Genomic DNA, 26,829 nt, shown 5'->3' on the forward strand with positions numbered 1-26,829 from the left:
TAATCTCCCCTAGACCTTTTGGATTATAGGTTGATCCTCAACAAAATGAACCTCGCCCGGCGACATCGAAGCAATGCGGGCCAAAGAGTGAACCTCTACGCCCCGCTCCTCCAGAAGGCCCCTTCCTTCCTGGAAGCTCTTCTCGATGACACACCCGACGCCCATCAGCTCGGCGCCCGATTCCTTCACGATATCGACCAGTCCGACCAGCGCCGCGCCGGTAGCCAGAAAATCGTCGACGATCAGCACCTTGTCGCCCGGATTCAGATACTTCTGGGAAACACTGACCTGATACGTTTCCTGCCGGGTAAACGAATGTACCGGTGCCGAGTATACGTTCTCAGCGAGAGTGACGGCTTTCTTCTTCTTGGCATAAACAAACGGAACGCCTAGCGCGATGGCCGCAGCCATGGCAAACTGAATGCCGCTGGCCTCGATGGTGAGTACCTTGGTAATAGTCTTGCCCCCGAAAATACGCGCGAATTCCTTACCGATCTCCAGCGCAAGCTGAGTGTCCACCTGATGATTCAAAAACGAATCCACCTTCAATACGGTATCGGACAGGATCAGTCCCTCTTGACGTATGCGTTCTTGAAGTAATTTCATAACTGTGTTCGCCCCTTTTCATGAAAAAAAGGACAGGGCTCCTTGAGCACTCCTCAAGTGAAGCCTGTCCTTCTGGGTTTTTGTCCCTGTTGGTGTAGCACGCAACCGTGCCCGCATCGCTCGGACCAGCCCTTCTACTCCATCAGGAAATAGAAACGGAACCCTAGATGCGCTTTTCACTCATAGTCGGTCGATTCATACGGTCGTCCGGTAGAAACTTATGGGCCATATCCCCAAAATTATACGAGTTCATATGAAGTTATCTTTGTCTATAGTACACGTTAGTATCTATCGTTTCAAGAGGAAATTTATCATAAATCGACAAGATTCGCGGGCTTCCGGAGCATGGAATATTTCCCTTGGAATGAACTGGGGTGTCCGCCGGTTTTCCAGCCGGATTGATGCTCGACAGGCTCATAATCTACGCCAAAAAGCCAGGGAGACATGCCCCCTGGCTTTTTGGTTGGAATTAGAGTCGTTTGCGCTTATAAAACACTACGATAAAGCAAGCGGCTAGCAAGGCTATAAAAGCAGCTCCAGCCATCATAGCTTCGCTGGCGCTTCCCTGCGGCTGCTGTTGGCCTCCCGGTCCCCCGGGGCCACCGCCGCCTGGACCTCCAAAGCCCCCTCCAGGGCCGCCCTGACGGCCTCCGGGGCCGTTCTGCATCTGCTGGCCTACCTGGCCATTCTGCATCTGCTGGCCTACCTGGCCGTTCTGCGCCTGCTGACCTCCTTGGCCGTTCTGCGCCTGCTGACCTCCTTGGCCGTTCTGCGCCTGCTGACCTCCTTGGCCGTTCTGCGCCTGCTGACCTCCTTGGCCGTTCTGCGCCTGCTGACCTCCTTGGCCGTTCTGCGCCTGCTGGCCCCCTTGGCCGTTCTGCATCTGCTGGCCTCCCTGGCCGTTCTGCATCTGCTGGCCTACCTGGCCGTTCTGCGCCTGCTGACCTCCTTGGCCGTTCTGCGCCTGCTGACCTCCTTGGCCGTTCTGCTGGACTTGCCCGTTGACGACGACCGCTTGGGCCTGCACTTGCTGGCCCTTTTTGCCGTTGTTATTGCCGGCGCCCATGCCAGGCATGCCGCCGCCCATACCTCCGGGCATACCGCCTCCCATGCCGCCGCCGCTTCCTGAACCGTCGCCGGAAGAAGGACTTGTACCGTCCAGCTGCTTCGTCAGGCTGGCAACCATTTGCGAATTAAACGATTGGAGCTGGGTGATACCCTGCTGGTATTGGTCGTAGGTATAGAAGGCCGTCGGGTCCTTGGCTACACCATCCGAGATCAGATCGGCCAGCTCCTGGACACGCGCGACAAACTTATCCTCGGATAAGTATCCTTGCACCATCTCTTTGACAATCTGATGGTACTGCTCCTTATACTTGTCGACCTTCAACAGCTTATCGACCAAAGGCCGGTCCGCTACAGCCCCTTGGGTCGGCTCATCCATCAGAATCCCCGTTCCACCAAGGCCGCCGAACGCCATATTGTAATCCCAGGGCAATATAGAGAATATCCCTTTATTTTCATACAAATAATAATTATGCTTATTGCCTCCCAAATAGCTGTCCATATTAGCGGTAGCCATATTAAGGGCGATAAATCTCAGGGCCTCCTCAACGTCCAGCACCTTTTCATAATCGGTTCCATTGTTCAGCTCATTGACCATAGCCAGAAGCTCTTCTCCTTTTGTAGAGCCCGACTTCAGATCGAGTCCCGTATAGGCGCTCGCCTTTTCCAGCCAGTTCAATTCACTGCCGTTACCGCCGTTCGCTTTGTACAAAGCTCCGTTGGAGCTGCCGAAATTCCGTTCGAGGTAGGACTCCCCTAGCTGCTCAACAGCCAGGTACAAGCCTTTCAGCTCGTTATTGACGTACAAGTTGACATAGGAATATTTAGGTGTCGGCAGGCCCATCTGCTCAGCCAGCTCATAGGCTAGAAACTCCCGCATATAGGTGGGATCGCTGTAATTATTGTTCAGATTGATTTTGGTAATACCCTCCAAGCTTTGACTCGAGATATATTCGTCAAACGCGATTTTGAAGCTGTACCGGTCCGAATCCGAATTGACGACGCTGCGCAGACTGAGGTTTCCCTTAGTCCGGACGGCCACATGATCTATATGCTTGCCGTTATAATCCACCGACGCAGTCTTGAACTCCTCCGCGCTGGCATTGTCCAGCATATCCTGAAAATCATCCGGGTCAAGCGTAATGTTCACATCAATGACTTTATCCTTCGGAAATACATTCTCATCTATGCTCTTCTCCTTATCCGACTTGCTTGAGCTGACGCCGCTTGTCGCCGCAGCACTGCCGGTTCCGGTTCCGGCCACGCCGCTGCCGCCCGTCACCCCACATCCGGTTATCCCCAAGATCAGGCAGATGCATAGAAGAAGCGTTATTGCTTTCGCTTTCATTCCTGACACCTCCATTCTTAGGACACGTAATCACCGCTGTAGCTGATGAGCACGGCATTTTTCACGCCTTGAAGCTCGTTCATTTGATTGACAAAAGCCCCTTCGCTATCGCGAAGCCGAATTTCCAGGGTCGTTTCGATATTGCCGTGAGTTACCGTTTTTTGCTTCACGTTGTACCTTTTTACCATGCGGCTGACCATGGAGTGAACTTCTTGTTCCGCTGCGTCTCCCTCACAATTCACCACTAACAGATACGGTGTTTCGAAGGACGACTTTTTGATAAAGAAGAACATCACCAAGCCGATAATAACTGAGCCCACGATAGCCAGCGTATAGAATCCGGCGCCGGACACGATCCCTGCAGCGGCAGCCCAGAACAAAAAGATCAGGTCCGTCGGATCTTTAATCGGCGTTCTGAAACGAACGATAGACAGCGCGCCCACCATACCGAGCGACAGCACAAGGTTCGAGTTAACCGCAATAATGACCATCGCCGTAACCATAGACATGCCGATCAACGAGATGTTGAAGCTTTTGGAATACAGGACGCCGCTGAACACCCGTTTGTACAATAAGTAAATGAAGAAGCCGATGAAAAAGGCGACGGCCAGCGACAGCAGGATTTTCGACAGGGTGATATCCGAAGCAAAGTTGCTGATGACCGATTTTTTTAGTAAATCCGTAAAATTCGTTGTCGTTGTGTTTGTATCCATAGATCAATAATCCTCCCAAGTGTTGTATTTCAGAAATTTTCTGCAGATCACGTATTTGGATGCCGATTGTCGGTTCAGTCCTTCAAGCTGCAGAGCGATCCTGATAGAATCCGGAATGTACTCATCGTACTTGACCTCCAGAATGATCAGATTCTCGTCGATAGCCCGGACGGGCTTCAGCTGCTTGCTGAACAGATCCGTCGAGTGCAGCCCGGTCCTTAGCTCCTTGTCGAACGTAATCCGCACGTTTCCGTTATGGCATACATAAGGCTCCCGCACATAGTCGACGATGACCTTGGGCCGCAGCAGATGATGGTTCATTTCATGATAAAGCTCCATCAGCAGTGACTTCTCCGGATTGTTCAGCACCTCGAATTGTCCGGCTGCAATCTGCTCGTACATCTCTCGGGTCAACGGCTCCTTCACTTTTGCAATGTAGTCGTTGAACTTGATTTTTTTCTCAAAATGGATCACATCGTCCTGTACGTTATAAATGCGAATCCGGTACTTAACCCGGTCCCTGATTCCGCCCAGCTTCTCATGAAGCGCTTTATTGTTCATATCATCGAAATATAGGCTCCGAATGTGATATTCCCCTGAAGAGCCGACATTGCTATCGGGGCTCATCAAGCTTTTGAGTCTTTGGCGGATAATGTAAAATTGATGCTGGTTAATGAAAAATTTGAGTTCATGCCGGTATTTCAAGCTCTTGTTCATGTCACACCTCTTTCTATATCAGATCAACCCTGTATCTGGTTTTTCCATTTCCCATCCAGCTGTCTCTTCATTACAGAAAGTATTGTATCGTCCCTAACTGAAATCACGCTTAGCGGCAACTGAGCGGTAACTGAAAGTTTACAATTCCTTTACAATAGAGCTACACTAGTCTGATATAGCTGGGAAGGAGTGTCCCCATGATGATCCGATATCAAAGCGCCGCTTGGCTCATCGCATTGGCTGTAGTTGTCGTCGGAGCCGCTCTATGGCTGGAATCACAAAAGCAGGGCCCGGTCCACGCGTCCAGCACCCCTAAATCGATAGCAACTACGTTTCATGGAGATCCCCGTACGACCCGGGCGTTCACCTGGTTCACGGAAAATCCAGAGGATGCAGCCGTCATCCAATGGGTCAAAGGCTCACAGTTTACAGGAGATAACGTTCAGACGCTCACAGGGTCCACGGCTGTCATCCAGATGGAGAAAAAGAAGTCTCAGGTGGCTCATACAGTGGAAATCACCGGACTGGAGCCGGGTACGGTTTATTCCTATCGAGTTGGCAGCGGCCAAGGTACGGGTTGGAGCGAGCCCTCCTCGTTTAGGACGGAGCCGGAGGGAACGAACGGATTCACGTTCATTAACGTTGCGGATTCCCAAGGGAAGACGGAGAAGGATTTCGAGCAATGGGGCAGGACGCTGGACCAAGCCTTCAAGATCTATCCCCATGCCGGATTTATCGTTCATAATGGCGATTTGACGGAGGATCCCGAGGAGGAAACCGGCTGGGATTCCTTCTTTGGCAAGACCGGCAGCTGGCTGAAGCAAATTCCTCTGATGCCGGTCACGGGTAACCACGACGAAATGAACGGCAATGCGGACCGATATTTAGCCCATTTCCAGCTGCCCGCCAACGGGGCGAAAGGTTCCATTCCCGGTACCAATTACTCGTTTGATTACGGCAGCGCCCACATCGTCGTATTGAATACGGAATCCAATATCAACGGACAGACCGAATGGCTCCGGAACGATCTGGCCCGTACCGATAAGCCATGGAAGATTGTCGCCATGCACAGAGGGGTCTACGGAGGGAATTCGTATAAGAAGGTGGAGAAGTGGAGCGAGTTGTTTGATGAATTCCAGGTCGATCTTGTCCTGCAGGGGCATAATCACGAATATTCCCGATCGTATCCCCTGCGCGGCGGTAAAATAACGGGGAACGGAGACGGGCCGATTGTCAACCATGAAGGGACTGTATACGTGGTCACCAATGCGTCCGGTACCAAGTTCAACGAAAAGAAAAAGGATCTGTTCTACCATAAGGTCCATTTCCAGAATGAGAAGCCGATGTTTGCCGGCATTACGATCGAGGGGTCTTCATTAACCTATCAAGCCTTTGATGCGGATGGGATAAAATGGGACGAATTCGTGATCCGCCACGAGAGCTAGGAGCTGCTTGAGCGAAAGGAATGCCCTTGCCGAGGCTTAATAGAGCTCAGTTGAGGGTGGTTCGTTATCCGTAACCCATATGGATTCGCGTCGAACTTCAACAGCAAAAAAGCACACCCCTAATGGATGTGCTCTCTCCTGTTATACCTTATCGTTCCTTCTTGCTTACCCGATCGATTGCTTCAATTGCTTGCTTCTCAGCTGCCCGCAGGCGGCATCGATATCGGTTCCGTGCTCCAGCCTGACGCTGCAGCTGATGCCCTGCTTCTTCAACGTATCGTAGAAGGCCGTTATCGATTCCTGCTCGCTCCGCTGGTACTGGCTGTGCTCATCGACCGGATTATAAGGAATCAGGTTGACGTTAGCCAGCTGACGACGGTGACCGACCAGCTCTGCCAGCTCAAGAGCATGCTCCTTGCGATCGTTGACGTCCTTCAGCAAAATGTATTCCAGCGTAATTCTCCGCTTCGTTTTCTCCAAATAGTAATCAATGGCCGGCATAAGCCTGTTCAGCGGAATGGCCCGGTTGATTTTCATAATTCTGGTGCGAAGCTCGTCATTAGGCGCATGCAGCGAAATGGCCAGGTTCACCTGCAGATCCGAGTCGGCGAATTCGATAATTTTATCGGCCAGACCGCTGGTCGATACCGTAATATGTCTTGCCCCGATAGCCAGTCCTTTGTGGTCCTTGACCACGTGGATGAAGTCGGACATGTTCTTGTAATTGTCGAACGGCTCTCCGATGCCCATCACGACAATATGACTGACCTTCTCCCCTTGACCCGCAGAATCGAGATGCAGCTGAACCTTCATGATCTGCTCCACGATTTCGCCGCTTGATAAATCACGGCTCTTCGCAAGCAAGCCGCTTGCACAGAAGCTGCATCCGATATTACAGCCGACCTGCGTCGTGACGCATACTGACAAGCCGTACTTATGGCGCATGAGTACCGTTTCAATCAAGTTGCCGTCGCGCAGCTTGAACAGAAATTTAATCGTTCCGTCCGCGGATTCCTGTCTCGTGTGCTCACTCATCGTAGAAATGACGAAATGCTCCGCCAGCACTTGAAGACAATCCGGATGAACGTCGCTCATCTCCGCGAAGTCGGTTACCCGCTTGCGGTAAAGCCAATCCCACACCTGCGCCGCGCGGAATTTTTTATGACCATGCTCTTGCAGCCATGCTATCAGCTGCTCCTGCGTCAATCCGTAGATGGATTCTTTATTCATATGATATCCTCTTTTCAACTCTATAAATTCAGTCCTATTATTGTCCCAAAATTAGTTTGCTAAAACAAGGGGGTCAAGGCAGTTATTTGTTATCCAATATTGCCTAGCATCCTTAAGCTCCGTCAACGCCGCTTCAGGCATACTCGCTTGAATACTTCCAGTCGATAGCAGCCCGCGCTTTAATAACCATGTCTTCACCTAAAAATATCTCCGTCCAAAGCTTATGATGTGATCCGATTGGATTTTCCTGCGCTTTTATTTTATAATATCGCCATATTCCCCAGACAGACTGAAGAAACGGCGTGTTACAATATAGATACCATAAATCAGGCAACCATGTCTCCATCCTACAACCAGTATAGGCACAGATTACAGATAGCGAGGCATACGAACTGCCAGCACTACAATATATAATAAAGGATCGTGTTAGTCATGGGTGTCATCATCTTTTGGTCGGTTGTTTGCTTGGTTATCGTTCTTGGCTTGACGTTCTGGATCACCAAGAAAGCATACTCGCGTAAATGGGATGAAGAAGAATAAGCTTTCGTTCTGCGGCTCGTTTAAGTCGCTATCAATGCCTTGAGAATCACAAAAAAAGACGTCCTTCCTTTCCAGATGAAAGAATGGGCGTCTTTCTTGTTTACGTTCGCCGGTTACTCTTAAAATGTTTTGGTTCCATATTTCATATTGAAGCTTTCATCGCTTGAGGCAAAGTAAATAATGCCTTCAACCAGGCTGATCAAGGTCGGGATATACGTCCAGCAGAAGAGCAAATACACGATGCCCCAGCCGATCCTGCCCAAATAAAATTTATGAATGCCGAAGCCTCCCAGTAAAATAGCCAGTATCCCTGCAACGATTTTACTTTTGGCAGGACGGACCCAGACCTGTTGTGGTGGAGGCGCCGAATTGACGTAAATGTTGTTGTTGACAAAAGGCTGCTGTGTTTCACGAGGAACATTTTGGTGCATTTGCGGGTTAGGCGGCGGAGCAAAGGAGAATTCTTCGCCGCAATATTTACATTCTGTCGTATTCAATGCAACCGGTGCGCCGCAGGAAGGGCAGTTTTTTGTGCTCATAGGTCTGAGCTCCTCTCTATATTATGATTGGATATTCAATGCTTCCCTATGATTAAGCAGCATATGAGTTTCCTCAATCAGCTTTAAAATGTCGTTCAGATTGCCTTCATGAAGGCTGGATTTCATATGCAGCTGCAGGAAGTCCAGATTCACCTGCACCCTATGCTCCAGCTCCATGATCTGACTGCTGCCCGCTATTCTTCCAAACGGAGTTGAAGCCTGGAAGCGTTCCTTTAGCAATTTGAAGGCCTTCCAAATAGAGGCGGCGGCAGGATTCGGTTCCTTGTCTCGCAAGGCTTCTTCGATCGTACTAAGCTGCGCCTGAATCGTATGCTTGACGTCCCGCTCGAGTTTGGTTCTAAGTCTATCATCCGAATCCTGTCTTGCAAAAAACAGTAGAATCGCATAGAGAGCCGCATACAGAGCGAATAGGAACAGCTCCCAGCCTATATACCCGAGCACACTGCCGGAAATAAACAGTATTGAGATCAGATTGGAGATCAGGAGATAGGCGACAGTCAGCATAATCATCGATACACAATAAGGGAAGCTGCTGTTTCTAAAAAACAGCTGCGGCCTCACGAGAATCCCATTGACCGCAATCAACCCCGCTGCCAGAACCATACCAGCTATCGCCTGCTTCTCTGGTTCCAGCAAGAACGCCTCAGAGAGCAAGGTCATCACACCGAAAATAACTGCAATATCAAAGGCTGCCGCCGCCAGCCAACGCAGCATGCGGTAGCTGCGAACATCCGTCCTGCTCACATTCAGCCCCCCAGCTTCGTGCCGCATTCGGCACAGAACTTGGTCCCGGGTTTATTCACCTTCTGGCAGCCGGGGCAGGGCTTGGAAAGCATCGAGCTTCCGCAATTCGAGCAAAATTTGGCATCTTCATCTATCAACATATGGCAGGAATAGCATTCGATTTGTTCCTTGCTTAATTTGCCGCCGCAGTTGCCGCAAAACTTATCCCCCGGCTCGTTCATATGTCCGCAGGCTTGGCAGGAAGTGCTGTACACAGAAGAGTTGGCGAATGTCTGGGAGAAGCTGCTGCTCATAAGCCCGCTGCCTGCCCCAAAGCCGAAGCTCATACCGGCGGCAGCCATCCCGCCCCCGATCTCATTGCCTGCCGCGGCCTCCATCACATCAAATGAACGCTTCGCATTATAGCGGGAATCTCCCATAATATCGAAGGCCGCTCTTTCGCCCAGCAGCATGTTAATAGTCTCAAAATCTTCGTCCGGGAAATTAATAGACGATAGGTTGAAGTCTATCATTTCGATGCCGAACCGCTCGAATTCCCCGGCGAGGCTCTCATGAACCTTCTCGGATAGTTCCTCCAGCTTCGGCGCTATTTCCATGACCGATATTTTCTGGTTAATAATCAAATCCGCTATCATCGTCTTAACCTTCGTGACCGTAACGCCTTTGAAATGGCCCATCACCGTGTCATATTTCACGACCTGCGCGTCGCCGACAGCACCGATCAGCTCCGTTAAAAACACGCGGAAATTGGTAATTCTCATGCCCATTTGACCGAAGGCCCGAACTCTTATCCGAACTCCGTATTTAGGATCGATCAGACTGATCGGGTCGCTCGTACCCCATAGCACGTCCAGCTTGGCGGTGTTATTGATAAAGAACACTTCTGCCGAGAACGGGGTTCTACCGCCAAAGGGGAGGTTGATAAACGACTGAAGCAGCGGAATGTTTTGGGAGCGAAGCGTGTAAGTGCCGGGCGAGAAGAAGTCCAGCGCCCTGCCTCCCTTTACAAAAACCGCCATCTGCCCTTCCCCTACGATAAGCTGCGAACCATATACAAAGCTATCTCCGGGATAACGATAAACCAGCCAATCTCGATTCGCTATGCCATTAAATTTGATAACATCAATGATAGCCAAATCAATCCCTCTTTCATTCACCGTTTCCAAACATTGTATTAATTGTATACACCTTGTCTCTTTTTATCAAATCCTATTTGATATTTTGATATGAACGCCCCACAAAGCGGAGCCGCGGTTATGAAGCTGATGGAAGAAAAGAATGATTTCACAACATGACGGATTGTTGACATTCCTGTGATATCTGTATATTCTGTATATGTACAATATACACAGTTGAGAGCGAGTGAAGGATTACGAAAATTATTATTTCAAACGTATCGGATCCCCCGATCTATCAGCAAATAAAAGGACAAATTAAGGATGCCATTTTGCGCGGAGAATTGGCCGAAGGCGAGCCGCTTCCTTCCATTCGGGCACTGGCTAATGACCTGCGCGTGAGCGTGCTGACGACCCGCAGAGTATATGACGAGCTGGAAGCGGAAGGCTTTATAACGACCAAGGCTGGCAAGGGATCCTATGTGGCTCAAGGTAACCTGGAGCTTTTACGGGAATCCAAGCGGCGTATGGTTGAAGAAAAGCTCACCGAAGCATGGAATGCGGCCCGCTCGCTCGGCATCAGTAAAAGCGAGTTGTACCAAATGATGGACCTGCTGTTCGAGGAAGGAGATAGTGAGGAATAATGAGTAGTGTATTGGAAGTAGAAGGCTTACGCATCAATAGGGGCTCCTTCGAATTGCGCGATGTCAGCTTCTCTCTGCCTGAAGGCTGCATCACCGGTTTTATCGGGGTTAACGGCGCTGGCAAAACGACAACCATTAAATCCATTCTGGGATTAGCATTAAAGGATTCCGGGAAAATCCATGTATTCGGCAAGGATATGGATAAGCATGGACGGGAATTAAAAAACCGGATCGGCATCGTGTTCGATGAAGGCTATTTCTATGAGGATTTAACTATGGGAGAAATGAAAAGTGTTCTTGCGCCCGCCTACTCTAGCTGGGATAATGCCGCTTTTCACAAGTACATGGATCGCTTCGGGCTGAATCCCGGCCAGAAAATATCTACTTTATCCAAAGGGATGCGAATGAAATATGCGATTGCCCTGGCTCTATCCCACCACGCGGATCTGCTGATCATGGATGAGCCGACAAGCGGACTGGATCCTTTAATACGAAGCGAGATTATGGAAATCCTGTTGGAGTTTATGGAGCAGGACGGCAAGAGCGTCTTTTTCTCCACGCATATTACCTCCGACCTTGATAAAATTGCGGATACGCTGGTTTTAATCGATAGAGGCAGTATCATCTTTAACGAGGATAAGGACCTGCTGCTGGATACCCACGGCTTCGTCAAAGGAGACAAAAAAGAGCTTAACGAGCATACCCGGGACCTATTTCTGACACTGCGCGAAACCGCATATGGCTTTGAAGGCTTGACCCACAACAAACCGGCTGTACTGGAAAATATGGCTGGCGTTCTTATGGAGAAGCCCACCATCGAGGATATCATGCTCGGCTATATAAGGAGGTAATGACTATGCTGCTGAATCTGGTGAAGAAAGACTCCCTTCTCGTCAAAAAGTATATGATCCTCATGTTTGTCGCTGCCATTATCCTTCCTGTGTTTATCAAAATGAAAATGGAATTTCTTGCGTCCGGCGGCTTCCTGGCCTTCTTTATAAGCACGCTGTACATTCTGTTCCTGACGTTCAGCTCCGTCTCCATGTCAGAGTTCAAGCACAAAGGCTCCGCCCTGCTGTGTGCCACTCCTTATGGCAGGGCCGCGATCATTCAATCGAAATATTTGTTTTTACTGCTTCTATTTATCGGCTGCTCCATCCTATATACCGTAACCTCCTGGCTGGTTCCGCAGCAAATGGGGATGTTAAGCTTGTCCGAATTTGCGTACTGCTTTCTTATTCTAACAGTGGTCTTCTCGATCATGATTCCGGTGCAGTATCGCCTTGGCTTCGAAAAAGCGAGATATATGTTCTCGATTAGTATTTTCGTCGTGCCGTTTATCGTTCCGGTTTTGTTGAAATATATGCAAGCTAACGACATCAGCTTCCGTTGGACGCTTCCGGTTCCGGCCATCGTTCAGGGGCTGCTGCCTATTGTCTTGGCGCTCGCGATAGGCATGATTTCTATGACCGCTACCATCCGTATTTATGAAAAACAAAATCTTTAGAACCGCTCCTGCCAAACAAGGGGGTGTGACGGGCCATCCGGTCTGCCGCACCTCCTTTCTTTTGTTGCCTGCCGTTTCACCTTCATTGTATGATGAACAAAGGATTACGACAGGAAGAGAGGGACTGACCACGATGAGTTTTCAACAGCTCGTTTCCATCATACCGGTGTTCGAACAAGTAGAGACCTTCACTACGGCTCAAACTATCGTCAGCCCTCCCGACCGCCACCTTATCCTTGTCGTACTACGCGGACATCTCTTAATCTCAGGCTGCAATCAAGAGCCCGCTATGGTTGCTCAAGGCTTCGCCTGCCACCCGCAGTACAGCCCTTTCACCATCCAGGTTCCCAAAACCAAATCGGCCGAATACCTCGTCATTTCATATCGTATCTTCCCCGAGAGCAGTGCCTGGACCCTGCATGGCCCGCTTCGTACTTACAGTGAAGTAAAAATCAAGTATATGCTGGACGAGATGATCCGGATGACGGAGGATCTCCAAACTCCTTCCGACGAGGAGCAACTCGTGCAGCAGGTCCGCAAGCGTCTGCTCCTGGAACGCATCCTGTTCATCTATTTATATGAGACCCAATGGACCCAGGAGGACAAGTCTTCTGCGGTCAGCATGGAAGAATCCCTTAACTATATAAACGAGCATTACATGCTGAAGCTCACCCTCCCTATGCTGGCGGAACGTGCCGGAATGAGCGTAGGTCATTACACTGTTTTGTTCAAAAACCTCACAGGAACCACCATGAGCCATTATTTACGCAGACTGCGGATTCAAAAAGCGAAGCAAATGTTCCAGCAAACGCAGCTCCCTGCCAAAGAAATTGCCCAGCGCGTCGGCTTCATGGACTATTTCCATTTTAGCCGGACCTTCAAACAGGAAACGGACCTTTCTCCTACGGAGTACCTCAAGAGCTTGGATAAAATCTAAAAATATAACATGCTCGATCTTCAGATTAGATATGGTCGAACCCTCACTATGCGGCTAAAATCAATTGAGAATAATTATTATTATCAGGAGGAACATTCATGCAGCATCGATTTAGCCGCATCTTTACTTTTACTTTATGGTTGGTTCTTGCCATAAGCCTCGCCGCTTGCGGTCAAACCGCAGGCAATTCCGGCCAGAACGGTCAAGCTAGCCAAGGCAGCTCTCCCTCTGCAGCACCGGCCGAAGGCAAAATTACCGTAGAAGACGCCCAAGGAACGGTCACGCTTCCTAAGAAACCGGAGCGCATCGTGACTATGGACTTCAGCTTTACCGACATGCTGGTAACGTTAGGCGTTCAGCCCGTAGGAATCGCCGATGATGGCAATAAGGACTTATTCATGGATGCCGTAAAGAGCCAGTTGAAATCCTATACATCCGTTGGCTCCCGCTATGAGCCGAACATTGAGCTGATCAGCTCTCTCAAGCCCGATCTCATTATCGTCGATATCAATAAGCATAAGAATGCGTTGCCTCAGCTGAAAGCCACCGCACCGATTCTTGTGTTGAACGACTTCCAGGCGGATTATGAACAAATGCTCAAAAACTACATCATTACCGCCAAAGCCGTCGGCAAGGAAGCCGAAGGAAAGAAACGTTTCGAAGAGCACCAAGCCAAAATGGAAGCAGCCAAGAAAAAGATTACAAATGCTAACCTGACCGTTCTACCTGCCGTAGTCAATCCAACCGGATTCTTCGGTCATTCCGACCATTCTTATTCCGGCTCCATGTTGAAAATGCTGGGCTTCACCGATCCTCTACACAGCGATACGGCTTATCCTCAGCTGACTCTGGAGCAGCTGGTCGAGACCAACCCTCAAGCGTTATTCCTTATGCCAACGGATAAAGTGACCATCGTGAACCAGTGGGAAACGAATCCTTTATGGAAAAAGATCGATGCTGTCGCCAAAAATAAAGTGTACTCGGTGGAACGCCGTGATTGGTCGCTATCCCGAGGCATGCTCGGATCGGAGAAAATCGCCGAAGATATTTTAAAGCAGCTGGGAGAATAACCGAAATGGAAACTTCCGCGCAATTGGAGAAGCAGAGCCGCTCTTGGTTTCTGCTCTCCCTTTTTTGTATGGGCACGCTCCTGTTAATCGGCGGCATGCTGCTGAGCCTCAAGTGGGGGCAAGCGCAGCTGTCCTGGGGCACGTTATTCGAGGCTCTTACCTATCAGGGCCATGATAAGCTTCATCTGTATATCCAGACGCTGCGGCTGCCGCGCACTTTGACAGCCTGCATGGTGGGCATTATGCTCGCCCTCGCGGGCCTATTGACGCAGCTTACGACCAAGAACCCGCTTGCCTCGCCGCATATCTTCGGGATTAATGCCGGAGCTTCCTTGGCTGTTGTTCTCGGATTGGTGCTGTCCGCCGGACTGGGATTGATGGCATCGATGGCGCTTGCCTTCTTGGGAGCTGTCGCCGGAGCTCTCCTCGTCTGGTCGTTAGCAGGCATCGGACACAAGCAGGTGGTCCGAATGGCCCTTGCGGGCATTACCGTCCACTTCCTTCTGTCATCCCTGACTGAAGGGGCCATGATCTTGAACCAATACTCTACAGAGAGCATGATCTTCTGGCTGGTCGGCTCGGTGAATCGCGCAGGCTGGCATGAGGTGGCGGCGCTCCTCCCTTTTTTGGCCGGCGGGCTTCTGCTGCTCGGCTTCATGGTGCCTGCCTTCCGCCTGCTGCCGCTTGATGACGATATTGCATCGGGATTGGGCCTAAGGGTTGCCCTCGTTCGCGGGACCGGGATGCTGTTGGTCATCGTATTTGCCGGTTCAGCCGTCGCCGTATGCGGCCCGATCGGCTTTATATGTCTCATCGTTCCTCATATCGCCCGATCGCTGGCAGGCCCGAGCCTGAACGTTCTCGTGCCGTTGACCGGACTGCTAGGCGGTTTGATGCTGGTCTATGCGGATTTATTCAGCCGCTTTATCGCATTTCCGTTTGAATCTCCCGTAGGCATCGTAACGTCCGCCATTGGAGCGCCGTTCTTTATTTATTTATCACGGCGGCAAGGAGGCTCTAGGAAATGAAAAATACGCTGATTCTCCTTCTGGCTTGCCTGGTGATGGTTATCTTAAGTGTCATTTCGTTCAGTGTGGGTGCTGTCTCGATTCCGTTGTCCGATATCGGCAGCGGCCTGTTCTATCAGGACAGTTCCTCCTACTTCATCGTTCATGAATTGCGGCTGCCGCGTGTCCTCGTCGCTATCTTAGCTGGATTCGGGTTAGCTGTCGCCGGAGGCATCCTGCAAAGTCTGGTCCGCAATCCATTGGCCAGTCCCGATGTGATAGGCATTACGAAAGGCGCAGGCTTCATGGCGGCAGCCGTCATTTTCCTGTTTCCCCAATCGCCGGTTTATGTGCTGCCTCTAGCCGCATTTGCAGGGGCCGTTGCCGCCTTTCTCATCCTACTGGCCTTAAGCAGGAAGCTCACCTTAACGCCGGCTTCGCTGGCTCTTGTGGGTGTAGCGATCGGAGCCGTGTTTCAAGCGGGAATTCAATATTTGATCGTGACGAATCCGACCAACGTCAATATGGCGCTGCTGTGGATGTCCGGCAGCTTGTGGGGACGCGGCTGGAGCCAGGTGCAGTACCTCCTGCCTGCTATGATCGTGCTGCTCGCCTTTGCTTACGGAAGCTTCAGGAAGCTGAACGTCTTTCAGCTTGGCGACGAAATCAGCGTCTCGCTAGGTCTGCCTGTTGTGCGCGAGCGCTTCTGGCTGTTTTTATTGGCGGTAGCCTTATCCGGTATTTCCGTATCGGCTATCGGCGCCATCGGCTTCATCGGACTTCTGGCTCCCCATATGGCACGAAGCCTTGTCGGAAGCCTCAATCAACGGCTTCTTCCGCTGGCGGCGGTCTTGGGCGCAGACCTCATGCTGCTTGGCGACTGCCTCGGCCGGATCATCATCATTCCGCGCGAAGTTCCCGTCGGCATCATGACAGCCGTTATCGGCGCACCCTACTTCATCTATTTGCTGCGCCGGGAAAGGTTAAGACGCTAGGCAAGCTGCTGCCTGCTATACTACAACCCAAAACAAAAAAACAATCGGTTCGAGCCCCTGGGCTTGGTCCGATTGTTTTTTTGTCTGGATACATTTCCTCTGCACTTCATTCCCTGTTACCTGACGCTATGAAGCGCCTCAAGTCCGGCCTCGTTATCTTTTACAAAAAAGAACTGCTTGCCATGGTTGCACTCATAAATAAAATCTCTGAGGCTCTTGCTGTTATATCCTTCAAAGTCTCCGACTACGGCGAGCTTGACTTGATAGTTGGTATATTTCTGCAGGATTTCTCCCGCAAGCTTCGTTCTCAGCTCGAAGAAGTCCTCTGTTATATTCACCTTATTCAGCAGAATTTTATGGCATTCCTCGGTGTAATTTACCGTTGCCATCAAATCCAAAGCATCCTGAACGTCGCCTATTACGATGTCGGAGCTTTCTATTACGGCGACCTTGGAGTCGCCCCTTTGATCTATGACAATGTTCATTTCCTCTCTCCCCTCCAGCTAAATCGGAGCCAGCCTGTGTGCTCCTGTGTCCTCCATTGTACCATATATTCCCACCCACCAAAATCAGGCTACTCCATCATCTGTTTCACCAGCTCCCGATTGCGGGTTTTAAATACCTCGTTATGCGACGACACCATAGCGCTCTTGCTGGCATCAGGCTGAATGAATTGCTTGGCCTTGTTCACGGCATTGGCTGCGTCTTGAAAGGCGCCGGCTATCAAATGCAGCTTGCCGTCATGCATCAGAATATCTCCGGCTGCATAAAGCCCGGGCACCGAGGTTTCGCTGTTGGCGTTTCCCGCAATATAGTCATTGTTTATCATGTCGATATTCAGACCGCTGTTTACGAGCAGGTTCGTATCCCGTTCATAGCCATGATTGATGACTACTTCATCGACGGGCAGGCACGTGACCTGGCCTGTGTCATGATGCGTCAGCTCAACCGATTCAATCGATTCATGATCAGCTGCTGCTATTAACCGGGTAATGGTCGTTTGAAAATAGCAGTGAACCGAGCTGTTCTTCAGCTGCGTTACTTGGGACTCATGGCCGGACAAGGCGTCCTTGCGGTAAGTAAGGTACACTTGCCGGGCAATCGGCTCCAGCTCATTGGCCCAATCAATGGCGGAATTCCCGCCTCCGGAAATAATAACGGTTTTATCCTTAAACTGCTTCAAGGATTTCACCGTATAGTGCAGATTGCTGACCTCATACCGTTCTGCCCCTTCGATCTCCAGCCTGGTAGGCTTCAGGATGCCGCTTCCTACGGCGACAATGACCGTTTTCGAGTAATGCTTCCGTCCGGACGCGGTATGAAGCACGAAGATCCCATCGTCGTTGCGTGTCATCGACTGCACCTTTTCATTCAGCACCACCTCAGGCTGAAACGTCAGCCCCTGCTGGACAAGCTGTTCTATGAGCTTAGCGCCGGGAATAGGTGTGAGGCCCCCGATATCCCAGATCATCTTCTCCGGGTATACATGAACCTTTCCTCCCAGCTGCGGCTGGTATTCGATCAGCTTGGTCTTCATCTCTCTCAGACCGCTATAAAAAGTGGAATAAAGCCCTGCCGGGCCTCCTCCTATTACCGTTACGTCAAATAATTCCTCACCGTACAAATTGGTCACCCTCCACCTAAATAAAAATGATAATCATTATCAATTAACTTTACACGGTATTTGACACTTTTTCAAGAACGGGTTGACAAGAAGAGGAAATCCTTTTATCGTATTACAGTAGTGATATTGATAATCGTTATCAATTATATTTTTTCAGTTATGAAGAAAGGAGGTCCTTCATGGTACGCCTCTACACAGACCATTTGAGCATTGGCTACGGTGAACGCATGATTGTGAAAGATCTGAGCGTGAAGATTCCGGATAAGCAAATTACGGCCATCATCGGCTCGAACGGATGCGGAAAATCTACGCTGCTCAAAGCCATCACACGGATCGTCCCCCATCAGTCCGGTGCTGTTATCCTCGATGGTGCCAATATCGCTCAAGAAAATACGAAAATGCTCGCCCAAAAGATGGCCATTTTGCCGCAAACGCCCGAAGGAGCAAACGGCTTAACGGTCGGCGAGCTCGTATCGTACGGGCGGTTCCCTTACCAAAAAGGCCTTGGCCGGCTGACCCCCAAGGACATGGAAGTGATTCACTGGGCACTGGAGGCAACGGGAATCGAGGCATTTAAGTACCGTCCCGTCGATGCCTTATCCGGTGGTCAGCGGCAGCGTGTATGGATCGCCATGGCGCTGGCGCAAGAAACCGACATCATCTTTTTGGATGAACCGACGACGTATTTGGACATGGCCCATCAGCTTGAGGTGCTGGAGCTTTTGCAGAAGCTGAATGCCGAGCAGGAGCGTACGATTGTCATGGTGCTCCACGATCTGAACCAAGCGGCCCGTTTTGCCGACTATATTATCGCACTCAAGGACGGACAAATCGTCAAAGCAGGAAGCTGCGAGGAAGTTATCCGGCATGAGGTGCTCCAGCAGGTGTTTCAAATCGATGCCGAGATCGGACGAGATCCTCGAACCGGCAAGCCCATGTGCGTGACCTATAACTTGATGAAAGGAATGTAACCCACCCGATGAAAAAAGTGCTGATCCCGCTTCTGACCTTGATGCTCTTCATAAGCGCTTGCGGCAATCCGGCCGCCCAACCATCCGAAGGCTCTACCTCCAAGAATTCCGCTTCATCCGGAACCATTACCTACCAGTCGGAGTCCGGCCCTATTCAGGTCCCTGCCGACCCTAAACGCGTAGTTGTGCTTTCCTCCTTCGCAGGCAGCGTGATATCCCTGGGCGTCAATCTGGTCGGTGTCGACTCCTGGTCCAAGATGAACCCGAACTTCGATGCCAAATTAAAAAACGTTCAGGAAGTATCCGACGAAAATCTGGAAAAAATCATCGAGCTGGATCCCGATCTGATTATCGGCTTGTCCAGTATCAAAAACATCGATAAGCTGAAACAAATCGCGCCAACGGTCACTTATACCTATGGCAAGGTCGATTATTTAACCCAGTTCGTGGAGATCGGCAAGCTGTTGAACAAGGAGAAGGAAGCCAAGGCTTGGGTAGACGACTTTAAACAGCGCGCCGAAAAGGCCGGAAGTGACATCAAAGCCAAGATCGGCGAAAATGCCACTGTCTCCGTTATCGAGAATTTTAACAAGCAGCTCTATGTGTATGGAGATAACTTTGGGCGCGGAACCGAAATTTTGTACCAAACCATGAAGCTGAACATGCCGGATAAAGTGAAGGAAACGGCTCTCAAGGCAGGCTACTATGCGCTGTCCGTGGAGGTCTTGCCCGCTTATGCCGGCGATTATGTGATTTTCAGTAAAAACAATGAAGCCGACAATGCCTTTCAGCAAACTGACACGTATAAAAATATTCCAGCCGTTAAGAACCATCACGTCTTCGAAGCCGACGCCAAAGCATTCTACTTCAATGATCCTATAACATTGGATTACCAGCTCAATTTCATTATCAAAAGCTTTCTAGGGTGATCACTCATGAAGAAAGAGACTGAACGTCCCTCCGCTTTCGTATACAAATGGATAGCTGGAGTTGTCTGCTTGGTTGCTATGTTCGTGGTGTCTATGGTGTTCGGCGCAGCCGATACGACGCTCAAAGACGTCTGGCTCGCGCTAACCTCCCAGGCTGCTGGGGAGAAGCTCTCGCTGCTGCGCGAGATTCGCCTGCCTCGTGAAATTGCGGCTATGTTCGTCGGCGCGGCATTGGCCGTATCCGGTGCGATCATGCAGGGCATGACGCGCAATCCCCTTGCCGACCCCGGTCTGCTCGGACTCACCGCCGGGGCCAACGCTGCGCTTGCGGCAACCATGGCACTCCTGCCTTCGGCTAATTATGTTTCTATTATGGCGGCCTGCTTTGTCGGAGCAGCTGTCGGCTCCGGGATGGTGTACGGGATCGGGGCAATGAGAAAAGGCGGCTTCTCCCCCCTTCGCCTCGTTTTGGCCGGGGCTGCTGTCTCCACCTTCTTGTACGCCATTGCGGAAGGGATTGGGCTCGCCTTTAAGATCTCCAAGGATGTATCCATGTGGACATCCGGAGGCATCAGCGGGACCTCGTGGAGCCAGCTTCAAATCATCGTCCCGTTTATCGTAACGGGGATTTTCATTGCCATTGTACTATCCCGGCAGCTGACAATCCTCAGCCTGAGTGAAGAAGTGGCTGTCGGCTTAGGCCAGAACACCTGGAGAGTGAAGACCATCCTGTTTGTCGTCACGATCCTGCTTGCCGGCGCTTCCGTCGCCCTGGTCGGAAACATGACCTTCATCGGCCTCATGATTCCGCATATCGTACGTGCGTCCGCAGGCAAGGATTATCGGTTCACCCTTCCCATGTCCGCATTGGCAGGAGCCTCCTTCATGCTGCTTGCGGATACGCTTGGCCGTACGATGAATGCGCCTTATGAGACCCCGGTGGCGGCCGTAGTCGCTATCATGGGCCTGCCGTTCTTTCTGTTCATCGTGCATAAAGGAGGCAAAGCGTACTCATGATCCATCCGGCCCTAATCAAAAAGCAGCGCCTGATTCTGATCATCCTGCTGGCGCTTATCGTCATTACCATCGTTGTCGGGATGGGCATGGGATATTCCAAGCTGCCTTATCATCGGCTGATCCCGACCCTGCTTGGTCAAGGCACCTTCAAGGAAGAGTTCGTGTTCTTCTCCGTTCGGCTTCCGAGAATAGTGATTACCCTGCTAGCCGGTATGGCTTTGGCGCTTTCGGGTGCCATTCTTCAAGGTATTACCCGGAACGATCTGGCCGATCCCGGCATCATAGGCATTAACTCCGGGGCAGGCGCGGCCATAGCTGTTTTCTTTTTGTTTTTTCCTGTACAGGCCGGCTCCTTCGTTTATTTACTGCCGCTTGTCGCTTTTGCCGGGGCTTGTCTTACGGCTTGTCTTATTTATGTATTTTCGTATAACCGGCACACCGGCCTGCAGCCTGTCAAATTGGTGCTGACGGGAGTCGGATTTTCCATGGCCCTCTCCGGGCTGATGATTGTGCTGATATCGTCGGCCGAGCGCACCAAAGTCGATTTTATATCCAAGTGGCTGGCCGGCAGTATATGGGGAGTGGATTGGCCTTTTATAGGGGCTCTCCTGCCTTGGCTGATTATCCTTATCCCTTTCGTACTGTACAAGGCCCAACGATTGAATCTGCTTTCTCTCCATGAGCCTGTAGCTGTAGGAATCGGGGTATCGATCCAGAAGGAACGACTCATCTTGCTGTTAACCGCCGTGGCCTTAGCCGCCTCAGCCGTTTCCGTTACAGGGGGAATAGCTTTCGTCGGGCTGATGGCCCCTCATATTGCCAAAGCCCTGGTTGGTCCAAGGCATCAATTATTTATGCCTCTTGCCATCCTGCTGGGCGCCTGGCTGCTCCTAATCGCCGATACGATCGGGCGGCAGGTCGTCGACCCCGATGGGATTCCGGCGGGCATTATGGTTGCTTTGATCGGAGCGCCCTATTTTATGTACTTGCTGCTGAAAAAGTAGCTGCAAGAGACCCGTTGAGGGGGAGCTTTGGCTTCGATAGTGCTAAAAAACAAACCAGTCCGTTACACCGAAGTGTTGGACTGGTTTTTAGTCATGAAATGAGGGCCGGATAGGGAGAACCCTTGTAGAACAGAAAGAGTTCATGTAGCGCTCGGGTAGCCGCCACATACAAGAATCTCTGTGCCAGATCATCCTCACTCTCATATTGATAGGACGAAGCGTCAACAACGACCACCGCATCGAATTCCAGCCCTTTGGCCAGATAGGTTGGAATCCATACCATACCACCTTCATACGTTGCCGACGGATCCGATATCACTTCTCCTCTGGCGTTCGGGGGCATTATTTCCCTGAGACGCACTAAGGTATCCAAATGACGGGCGATGATAGCAATATTCACTCTCTTGCGCTCTATCCATTTGTCTTTCAAGGAAAAAATAGCTTCTGCAATGCCCGCATCATCTGTAAATCTACGGATGACGGGTTCTTCCCCATTTCTCAAAACTGGCAGTGAGGTCGTGTACCGCCCCCTGCTCCAAGGCTCTATAATGCGATTGGCCAACCGGGTAATTGGAATCGTAGAGCGGTAGCTCGTACTTAATTCATAATACTCAGGCTTGATTTGCAGCTTCAATTCGTCCCACCGCTCGATGCCCCGGAAGGAAAATATACTTTGCCCCAAATCCCCAAGCAGCATCAATGAACCCTCTTCTGCCGTTTCCTCCACACACCGGATCTGCATAGCACTGAAATCTTGAGCTTCATCCACAATAACATATTGGTATTTAGCCGGATCGCCATACAGCACTTTATGAATCTGCAGCAGCACGGCAAGATCGTCGAACTCGACTTCCCGTTTTCCCGCCATTTCTTCGGCTCTGAGGGTAAAAAATGAGGCCTCCTCCCCATTCAGTTGAAACAATTGGGCCAAGTCATCTGCCGCACCCGGTCCGGACAAAATGTCGCAATAAACGTCGTATGCCGTTACCGCTCTCCACAATGTCTTGAACTCGGACAGCGCCTCCGTAAACGATTGGTCCCTTGCCGCCTGCTCGCCGGTTTCTTCTTCTAACGCTTTCATGAATGAGTCGTAGCGATTCTCAATACGCCTTATGATTTGTTCTCGTCTCTTGGCGTAGGGGGAATACCGGTAATCCTCCTGAAACCACTTGGACATCTCCGTCTGAGGGATTCGGAATGTCCCGAACGAGGTATGGGCCTCGATGGTGCAAGGCGGCCGGAATTTACGGTCTATCCAGGATTTCAGGCTCGCAAGGACCCACCCGCTGAATTCAAATGATCCCTTCAGCTTGGCTATCCACTCCAGCCGTTGATTATCAGACCTGTTCTTCGGATGTATCGAGTCATAGAAGCTTCGATACCGTATGGGATGTCCCTTAAGCTTCAATAAGTCTAATGCCCATTCCTCGAAAGTCGTTTGCTGAACATCCGTTACGCCGAGGGCAGGTAAAACGTTTTGAATATATTGCAGAAACATTTTGTTAGGCCCGAAAATGATAACCCTTTGCGGGGTCATATGAGGATGCATTCGCAGCAGATAGGCCAGGCGGTGTATGGCGATAGTCGTTTTGCCGCTGCCTGCCGAGCCTTGAATGATGAGAGGGACTGTTTTGTCGGCGCGAATGATTTCATTTTGTTCCGGCTGAATCGTTTCGACAATATCCTTTAAGGAGTCACCCGTATTTTGCTGCAGTCTCTCATAGAGAATAGGGTCAAAATAGTCCTGCTTCTGATGCTCTACCCAATTGCTGTCATGAATTCGAACAAGCGTACCGCTATGAATGGTCATTTGCCTTATGAGAGTGACAACTCCGGTTCCAAGCGAACAAGTCACGGGACCCAGCTCTTTTTTATAAAATACATTGGCTGCAGGCGCCTCCCAATTCGTTACATAGCTCTCGATCCCCATGCGGCCGATGTAGATTTTGGAGCCCTGCCCTGCATCCGAATGAAAGTCATAACGTCCGAAAAACGGACTGTCATAGGCCTCCTCCAGCCTCCTGATCGTTCCCGCATACCGATTGCGCAATATGGATTCTGCGTAGGCGTCCCCTGCACCAAACCCATTGTGAGAAGATCGTTTATGAGATTGAATGACTTGGGCAATAGTCGATTGGGTCTTTTTCAAATAGGCATTCTCCTCTTCATAAGCCGGATGGACCGCCGAGGAACGGCTGGTGCCGCTGCTTGTCGTGCGTTTACCATCCTCGGGAACTGGGGCTTGCACCGTGGAAAACAACTCCAGCATCGGCTGATGCCTGCTGTCTTCCGCCATTTTTATCGCCGATATGCCCACTTCATTCGTTAAATAAGGATCGGCTCCCGCTTGTATTAAAAGCCTGGCCAAATAGACCCAGCCTTTTTGAGCGCAATACATCAACGGATTATAGCCGCTATCGTCAAACACGTTAGGGTCGATCCCCTCCGACAGGATCCGTTCCGACTCATTGACCTGCCCGGATTTTATAGCATCAATCAAATGCCTGGAACGAAGGTGTTTTGCCCTTTCTAGATCAGCTTGTATACGTTCTTTTGAATGCACCGTATGTCCTGGAACAGAGGCGCCTGTATTCGAGCCGCGGGGTTCCTTCACTTCATTATCAACCTGACGAACGGAGGATGCTGCAGATGATACGCTTGCAGAAGGATTCGCAGGGCTATTCTTCTTTGCTTCAACCGTTTCGTGCGTGCTCCTCTCAGTCTTGGAGGCAGGGGTCTTATCGAGACCAAGCAGCTTCAATAAAAAACTCAATACTTGCTCTCTCCTTTTCTTTACATGTCTCTTAGTAGAGCAGCTTAATTGTCTATGTAGCAAAAGAAAGCCTTTCTTATATTTTCGGTTCGAATCTAGTTCGATTTTACTATTCTGTGGCACCCAGCAAATAAAAAAGACACTCCAAAGGGCCTGCTTCCCTACAGAATGCCTCAGAAATAATCAATTCCGAATTTATTACCTCGTATTCATTAGCTCAGCTAATATGTATCTCCCTACAACCTCATAGCCTCTGCCTGTTCCTAACGGTTTTATAATCACAGTCCCCAAGTAAGGGATATCTCCCAACCCGACGCCTTGAGGGAAGCTATGGGAAACAATGACCTGATTGACCCTGGCAGCAGGTTGTTTCTCTAACACCGCCGCCGTTTCATTCAAGATACGGTCTTGTTCCGCGAGGCTCAGATGTCCGCCCAGATTGTAAATGTTAATCCAGAAGGGGTCGACTCGAACAGGGTCAGCGCCAAAGGCCAGCTGCGCCGTCTCTCTGGTCCGGCAAAACGGGCTCGCCAGTACAGGGTACTGCACAGGTATCCTTAAACGGCGAATCGTATTCCCGAAATCAACAGCCTGCCGCTTCCCTGTCTCCGATAAATTCCTTTGGGTGGAGCAGTCGCTGAACGCAAGCCCTGGCTGATCTTGTCCGACATCCGCTTCTCCGTGCCGGACATACAATATGTACCCGCCTTGACGGAGCGAGTTCAGCAAGTCCGGACTGATCGGTGCTGCTTTGGCTGCATTTTCTATCGACAAGCCCATTAATAACGGAAACAGCAGAAGGAGGGCTAACGGCCCTTTACAAACGATCTTTTTCATAGTGGGGGTCACTTCTTTCAAATAGTGTGGGTGTCTCCCCTGTAGTTTGCCTCCAACTGGTAAAAATTAAAAACGGATAAGGACCGCTTATGGTCCATTATCCGTTATACGAATCTATCCTATGAAGTTCAGCAGCACGCCGCCCGCGGCACCGGCCAGTACGATAACCCATGGAGGCAGCTTCCAAAAGACGAGCAAGATGAATAAAACAACAGCCAAGGCAAAATCCATCGGCTTGATAATGGCAGAAGTCCATAGCGGATTGTATAAAGCGGCTAATAACAGCCCCACTACAGCCGCATTAATGCCTGCCAAAGCACCTTGAACCCCTGGATGGCTTCTTAGCCCGTTCCAAAACGGAAGCGCCCCGACAACGAGCAAAAATGCCGGAAGGAAAATGGCGACAGTAGCCACGATTGCTCCAGATAAACCTCCTGCCATTGCCCCCAGATAGGCTGCAAAGGTGAACAACGGTCCGGGCACCGCTTGCGCGGCTCCGTAGCCTGCAAGGAAATCATGCTCGCTAACCCATCCCATAGGAACAACCTCCCGTTCCAGAAGGGGCAGAACGACATGGCCTCCGCCAAATACGAGCGAGCCCGAGCGGTAGAAGCTGTCGAACATGGCGACCCATTCCAGGCTTCCCCACGGTCTGGCAAGAGGCAGCACCACCAGAAGAATGAAAAACAAGCTTAGACAGATCACCGCCAGAGATCGGCTAATCTTAATAGGAAGGTGCGGTGCCGCGCTCTCCGGCTTCCTTCGATACAGCCACAAGCCTATCAGTCCGGCTGCCGTAAGGATAATAATTTGGCTGATGGCCGATGGCCACGCTAATGTCACGACAGCAGCTATCACCGCAATGGTGATCCGCTCCCGGTCCGGAGTAAGCTTCTGTCCCATGCCCAGAACAGCTTGGGCGACGATCGCTACGGCGACGATTTTCAAGCCGTGAATCCACCCGGCATCCCCCACGTCATAGCCTTGGAGCAGGAATGCAAACGCGGCTAGCGCTATAACCGACGGAAGGGTGAAACCCAGCCAAGCGACCAGGCCTCCAAGCAGCCCGGCTCTTATCATGCCTATTCCAATGCCAACCTGGCTGCTCGCAGGTCCGGGGAGGAATTGACACAGCGCTACCAGATCGGCATAGCTTCGTTCATCGATCCATTTTCTTCGGCTTACGTACTCGTTATGAAAATAACCGAGATGCGCAATCGGCCCCCCAAAAGAGGTGAGCCCCAATTTGGCAGATACGCCGAGCACTTCCAGCAGAGCAGCGGCCTTCCCTTTGCGCTCCCCCGCTGCGATATGCTGCTCATTCGGTTCCATAAACCCACCGGCCCCTTCTCCAATGTCCGTTAGCTTTTCTCAACGAGGCCATTATACCATATCCTGTCATGCTGATTTTTGGTTTATGAGAAAATTAAT

At 50.8% G+C, this 26,829-nt stretch carries 25 protein-coding genes and 1 riboswitch; of the genes, 12 read left to right on the plus strand and 13 right to left on the minus strand.

The window, feature by feature from the left end:
• Positions 1-9: 9 nt before the first annotated feature.
• The 4 genes from ABEA66_RS11905 to ABEA66_RS11920 all read right to left on the minus strand — a co-directional run bounded on the left by ABEA66_RS11905 (position 10) and on the right by ABEA66_RS11920 (position 4,449).
• Complete coding sequence (locus ABEA66_RS11905; RefSeq protein ID WP_345587697.1) at positions 10-606, minus strand: xanthine phosphoribosyltransferase; 597 nt, start codon at positions 604-606, stop codon at positions 10-12.
• A 163-nt stretch (positions 607-769) separates the two neighbouring features.
• A riboswitch (purine riboswitch) is annotated at positions 770-873 on the minus strand.
• Between the two features lie 202 nt (positions 874-1,075).
• Positions 1,076-3,019: a CotH kinase family protein gene (locus ABEA66_RS11910; RefSeq protein ID WP_345587698.1), complete on the minus strand. Its 1,944-nt coding sequence runs from the start codon at positions 3,017-3,019 to the stop codon at positions 1,076-1,078.
• Between the two features lie 17 nt (positions 3,020-3,036).
• On the minus strand, positions 3,037-3,732 hold the full coding sequence (locus tag ABEA66_RS11915) for a DUF4956 domain-containing protein (RefSeq protein WP_079911267.1): 696 nt from the start codon (positions 3,730-3,732) through the stop codon (positions 3,037-3,039).
• A 3-nt stretch (positions 3,733-3,735) separates the two neighbouring features.
• Positions 3,736-4,449: a polyphosphate polymerase domain-containing protein gene (locus ABEA66_RS11920; RefSeq protein ID WP_345587699.1), complete on the minus strand. Its 714-nt coding sequence runs from the start codon at positions 4,447-4,449 to the stop codon at positions 3,736-3,738.
• Positions 4,450-4,646: 197 nt separating this feature from the next.
• On the opposite strand from ABEA66_RS11920, the gene ABEA66_RS11925 reads away from it, so the two are divergent.
• Positions 4,647-5,894: a purple acid phosphatase family protein gene (locus tag ABEA66_RS11925; protein ID WP_345587700.1), complete on the plus strand. Its 1,248-nt coding sequence runs from the start codon at positions 4,647-4,649 to the stop codon at positions 5,892-5,894.
• Between the two features lie 165 nt (positions 5,895-6,059).
• Here the strand turns inward: ABEA66_RS11925 and rlmN are convergent, their stop codons facing one another.
• The 4 genes from rlmN to ABEA66_RS11945 all read right to left on the minus strand — a co-directional run bounded on the left by rlmN (position 6,060) and on the right by ABEA66_RS11945 (position 10,104).
• The gene (rlmN, locus tag ABEA66_RS11930) at positions 6,060-7,124 is read right to left on the minus strand and encodes a dual-specificity RNA methyltransferase RlmN (protein ID WP_345587701.1); all 1,065 of its coding nucleotides are present in this window, start codon (positions 7,122-7,124) and stop codon (positions 6,060-6,062) included.
• Positions 7,125-7,783: 659 nt separating this feature from the next.
• Positions 7,784-8,203, minus strand: coding sequence for an NINE protein (locus ABEA66_RS36320; protein WP_377740799.1), 420 nt, complete (start codon positions 8,201-8,203; stop codon positions 7,784-7,786).
• A gap of 21 nt (positions 8,204-8,224) precedes the next feature.
• Entirely contained in the window at positions 8,225-8,968 is a 744-nt protein-coding gene (locus tag ABEA66_RS11940) for a hypothetical protein (protein WP_345587702.1), read from the minus strand.
• 2 nt (positions 8,969-8,970) lie between these two features.
• Positions 8,971-10,104, minus strand: coding sequence for an SPFH domain-containing protein (locus tag ABEA66_RS11945; protein ID WP_345587703.1), 1,134 nt, complete (start codon positions 10,102-10,104; stop codon positions 8,971-8,973).
• A gap of 233 nt (positions 10,105-10,337) precedes the next feature.
• Between ABEA66_RS11945 and ABEA66_RS11950 the strand changes: the two genes are divergently transcribed.
• From ABEA66_RS11950 to ABEA66_RS11980, 7 genes are all read left to right on the plus strand, one after another.
• A complete protein-coding gene (locus ABEA66_RS11950; protein WP_345587746.1) occupies positions 10,338-10,727 on the plus strand; it encodes a GntR family transcriptional regulator in 390 nt (129 codons plus the stop codon).
• Positions 10,727-11,578, plus strand: a complete 852-nt coding sequence (locus ABEA66_RS11955) for an ABC transporter ATP-binding protein (protein ID WP_144027892.1) — start codon at positions 10,727-10,729, stop codon at positions 11,576-11,578. The genes ABEA66_RS11950 and ABEA66_RS11955 overlap by 1 nt, the downstream gene beginning before the upstream one ends.
• Positions 11,579-11,583: 5 nt before the next feature.
• The gene (locus tag ABEA66_RS11960) at positions 11,584-12,234 is read left to right on the plus strand and encodes an ABC-2 transporter permease (RefSeq protein WP_345587704.1); all 651 of its coding nucleotides are present in this window, start codon (positions 11,584-11,586) and stop codon (positions 12,232-12,234) included.
• A 133-nt stretch (positions 12,235-12,367) separates the two neighbouring features.
• Positions 12,368-13,171: a helix-turn-helix domain-containing protein gene (locus tag ABEA66_RS11965; protein WP_345587705.1), complete on the plus strand. Its 804-nt coding sequence runs from the start codon at positions 12,368-12,370 to the stop codon at positions 13,169-13,171.
• Between the two features lie 98 nt (positions 13,172-13,269).
• The gene (locus ABEA66_RS11970; protein ID WP_345587706.1) at positions 13,270-14,241 is read left to right on the plus strand and encodes an ABC transporter substrate-binding protein; all 972 of its coding nucleotides are present in this window, start codon (positions 13,270-13,272) and stop codon (positions 14,239-14,241) included.
• A gap of 5 nt (positions 14,242-14,246) precedes the next feature.
• Positions 14,247-15,269 carry a FecCD family ABC transporter permease gene (locus ABEA66_RS11975; protein ID WP_345587707.1) on the plus strand — a complete coding sequence of 341 codons (1,023 nt, stop codon included), beginning with the start codon at positions 14,247-14,249 and terminating at the stop codon, positions 15,267-15,269.
• Entirely contained in the window at positions 15,266-16,243 is a 978-nt protein-coding gene (locus ABEA66_RS11980) for a FecCD family ABC transporter permease (RefSeq protein ID WP_345587708.1), read from the plus strand. Before ABEA66_RS11975 ends, ABEA66_RS11980 begins: the two co-directional genes overlap by 4 nt.
• 116 nt (positions 16,244-16,359) lie before the next feature.
• Here ABEA66_RS11980 and ABEA66_RS11985 read toward each other — a convergent pair whose 3' ends face one another.
• Both ABEA66_RS11985 and ABEA66_RS11990 read right to left on the minus strand, forming a co-directional pair.
• Positions 16,360-16,728, minus strand: coding sequence for a DUF4180 domain-containing protein (locus ABEA66_RS11985; protein ID WP_345587709.1), 369 nt, complete (start codon positions 16,726-16,728; stop codon positions 16,360-16,362).
• An 89-nt stretch (positions 16,729-16,817) separates the two neighbouring features.
• Positions 16,818-17,867, minus strand: a complete 1,050-nt coding sequence (locus tag ABEA66_RS11990) for an NAD(P)/FAD-dependent oxidoreductase (protein WP_345587710.1) — start codon at positions 17,865-17,867, stop codon at positions 16,818-16,820.
• A gap of 179 nt (positions 17,868-18,046) precedes the next feature.
• Between ABEA66_RS11990 and ABEA66_RS11995 the strand changes: the two genes are divergently transcribed.
• Genes ABEA66_RS11995 through ABEA66_RS12010 form a run of 4 tightly spaced genes read left to right on the plus strand, consistent with a single transcriptional unit; the run spans position 18,047 to position 21,788 of the window.
• A complete protein-coding gene (locus ABEA66_RS11995; protein ID WP_345587711.1) occupies positions 18,047-18,838 on the plus strand; it encodes an ABC transporter ATP-binding protein in 792 nt (263 codons plus the stop codon).
• A gap of 8 nt (positions 18,839-18,846) precedes the next feature.
• Positions 18,847-19,767, plus strand: a complete 921-nt coding sequence (locus tag ABEA66_RS12000) for an iron-hydroxamate ABC transporter substrate-binding protein (RefSeq protein WP_079911281.1) — start codon at positions 18,847-18,849, stop codon at positions 19,765-19,767.
• A 6-nt stretch (positions 19,768-19,773) separates the two neighbouring features.
• Entirely contained in the window at positions 19,774-20,784 is a 1,011-nt protein-coding gene (locus ABEA66_RS12005; protein WP_345587712.1) for a FecCD family ABC transporter permease, read from the plus strand.
• Positions 20,781-21,788 (plus strand): FecCD family ABC transporter permease, encoded by a 1,008-nt coding sequence (locus tag ABEA66_RS12010; protein WP_345587713.1) that lies wholly within the window; start codon positions 20,781-20,783, stop codon positions 21,786-21,788. The genes ABEA66_RS12005 and ABEA66_RS12010 overlap by 4 nt, the downstream gene beginning before the upstream one ends.
• Positions 21,789-21,879: 91 nt before the next feature.
• Here the strand turns inward: ABEA66_RS12010 and ABEA66_RS12015 are convergent, their stop codons facing one another.
• From ABEA66_RS12015 to ABEA66_RS12025, 3 genes are all read right to left on the minus strand, one after another.
• Positions 21,880-24,561 (minus strand): UvrD-helicase domain-containing protein, encoded by a 2,682-nt coding sequence (locus ABEA66_RS12015; protein ID WP_345587714.1) that lies wholly within the window; start codon positions 24,559-24,561, stop codon positions 21,880-21,882.
• A 198-nt stretch (positions 24,562-24,759) separates the two neighbouring features.
• The gene (locus ABEA66_RS12020) at positions 24,760-25,398 is read right to left on the minus strand and encodes a histidine phosphatase family protein (protein ID WP_345587715.1); all 639 of its coding nucleotides are present in this window, start codon (positions 25,396-25,398) and stop codon (positions 24,760-24,762) included.
• A 114-nt stretch (positions 25,399-25,512) separates the two neighbouring features.
• The gene (locus tag ABEA66_RS12025) at positions 25,513-26,730 is read right to left on the minus strand and encodes a chromate transporter (protein ID WP_345587716.1); all 1,218 of its coding nucleotides are present in this window, start codon (positions 26,728-26,730) and stop codon (positions 25,513-25,515) included.
• Between the last annotated feature and the right edge of the window lie 99 nt (positions 26,731-26,829).

This window comes from Paenibacillus vulneris, assembly GCF_039543185.1.
In the GTDB taxonomy this organism is placed as follows: Bacteria; Bacillota; Bacilli; order Paenibacillales; family NBRC-103111; genus Paenibacillus_S; species Paenibacillus_S vulneris.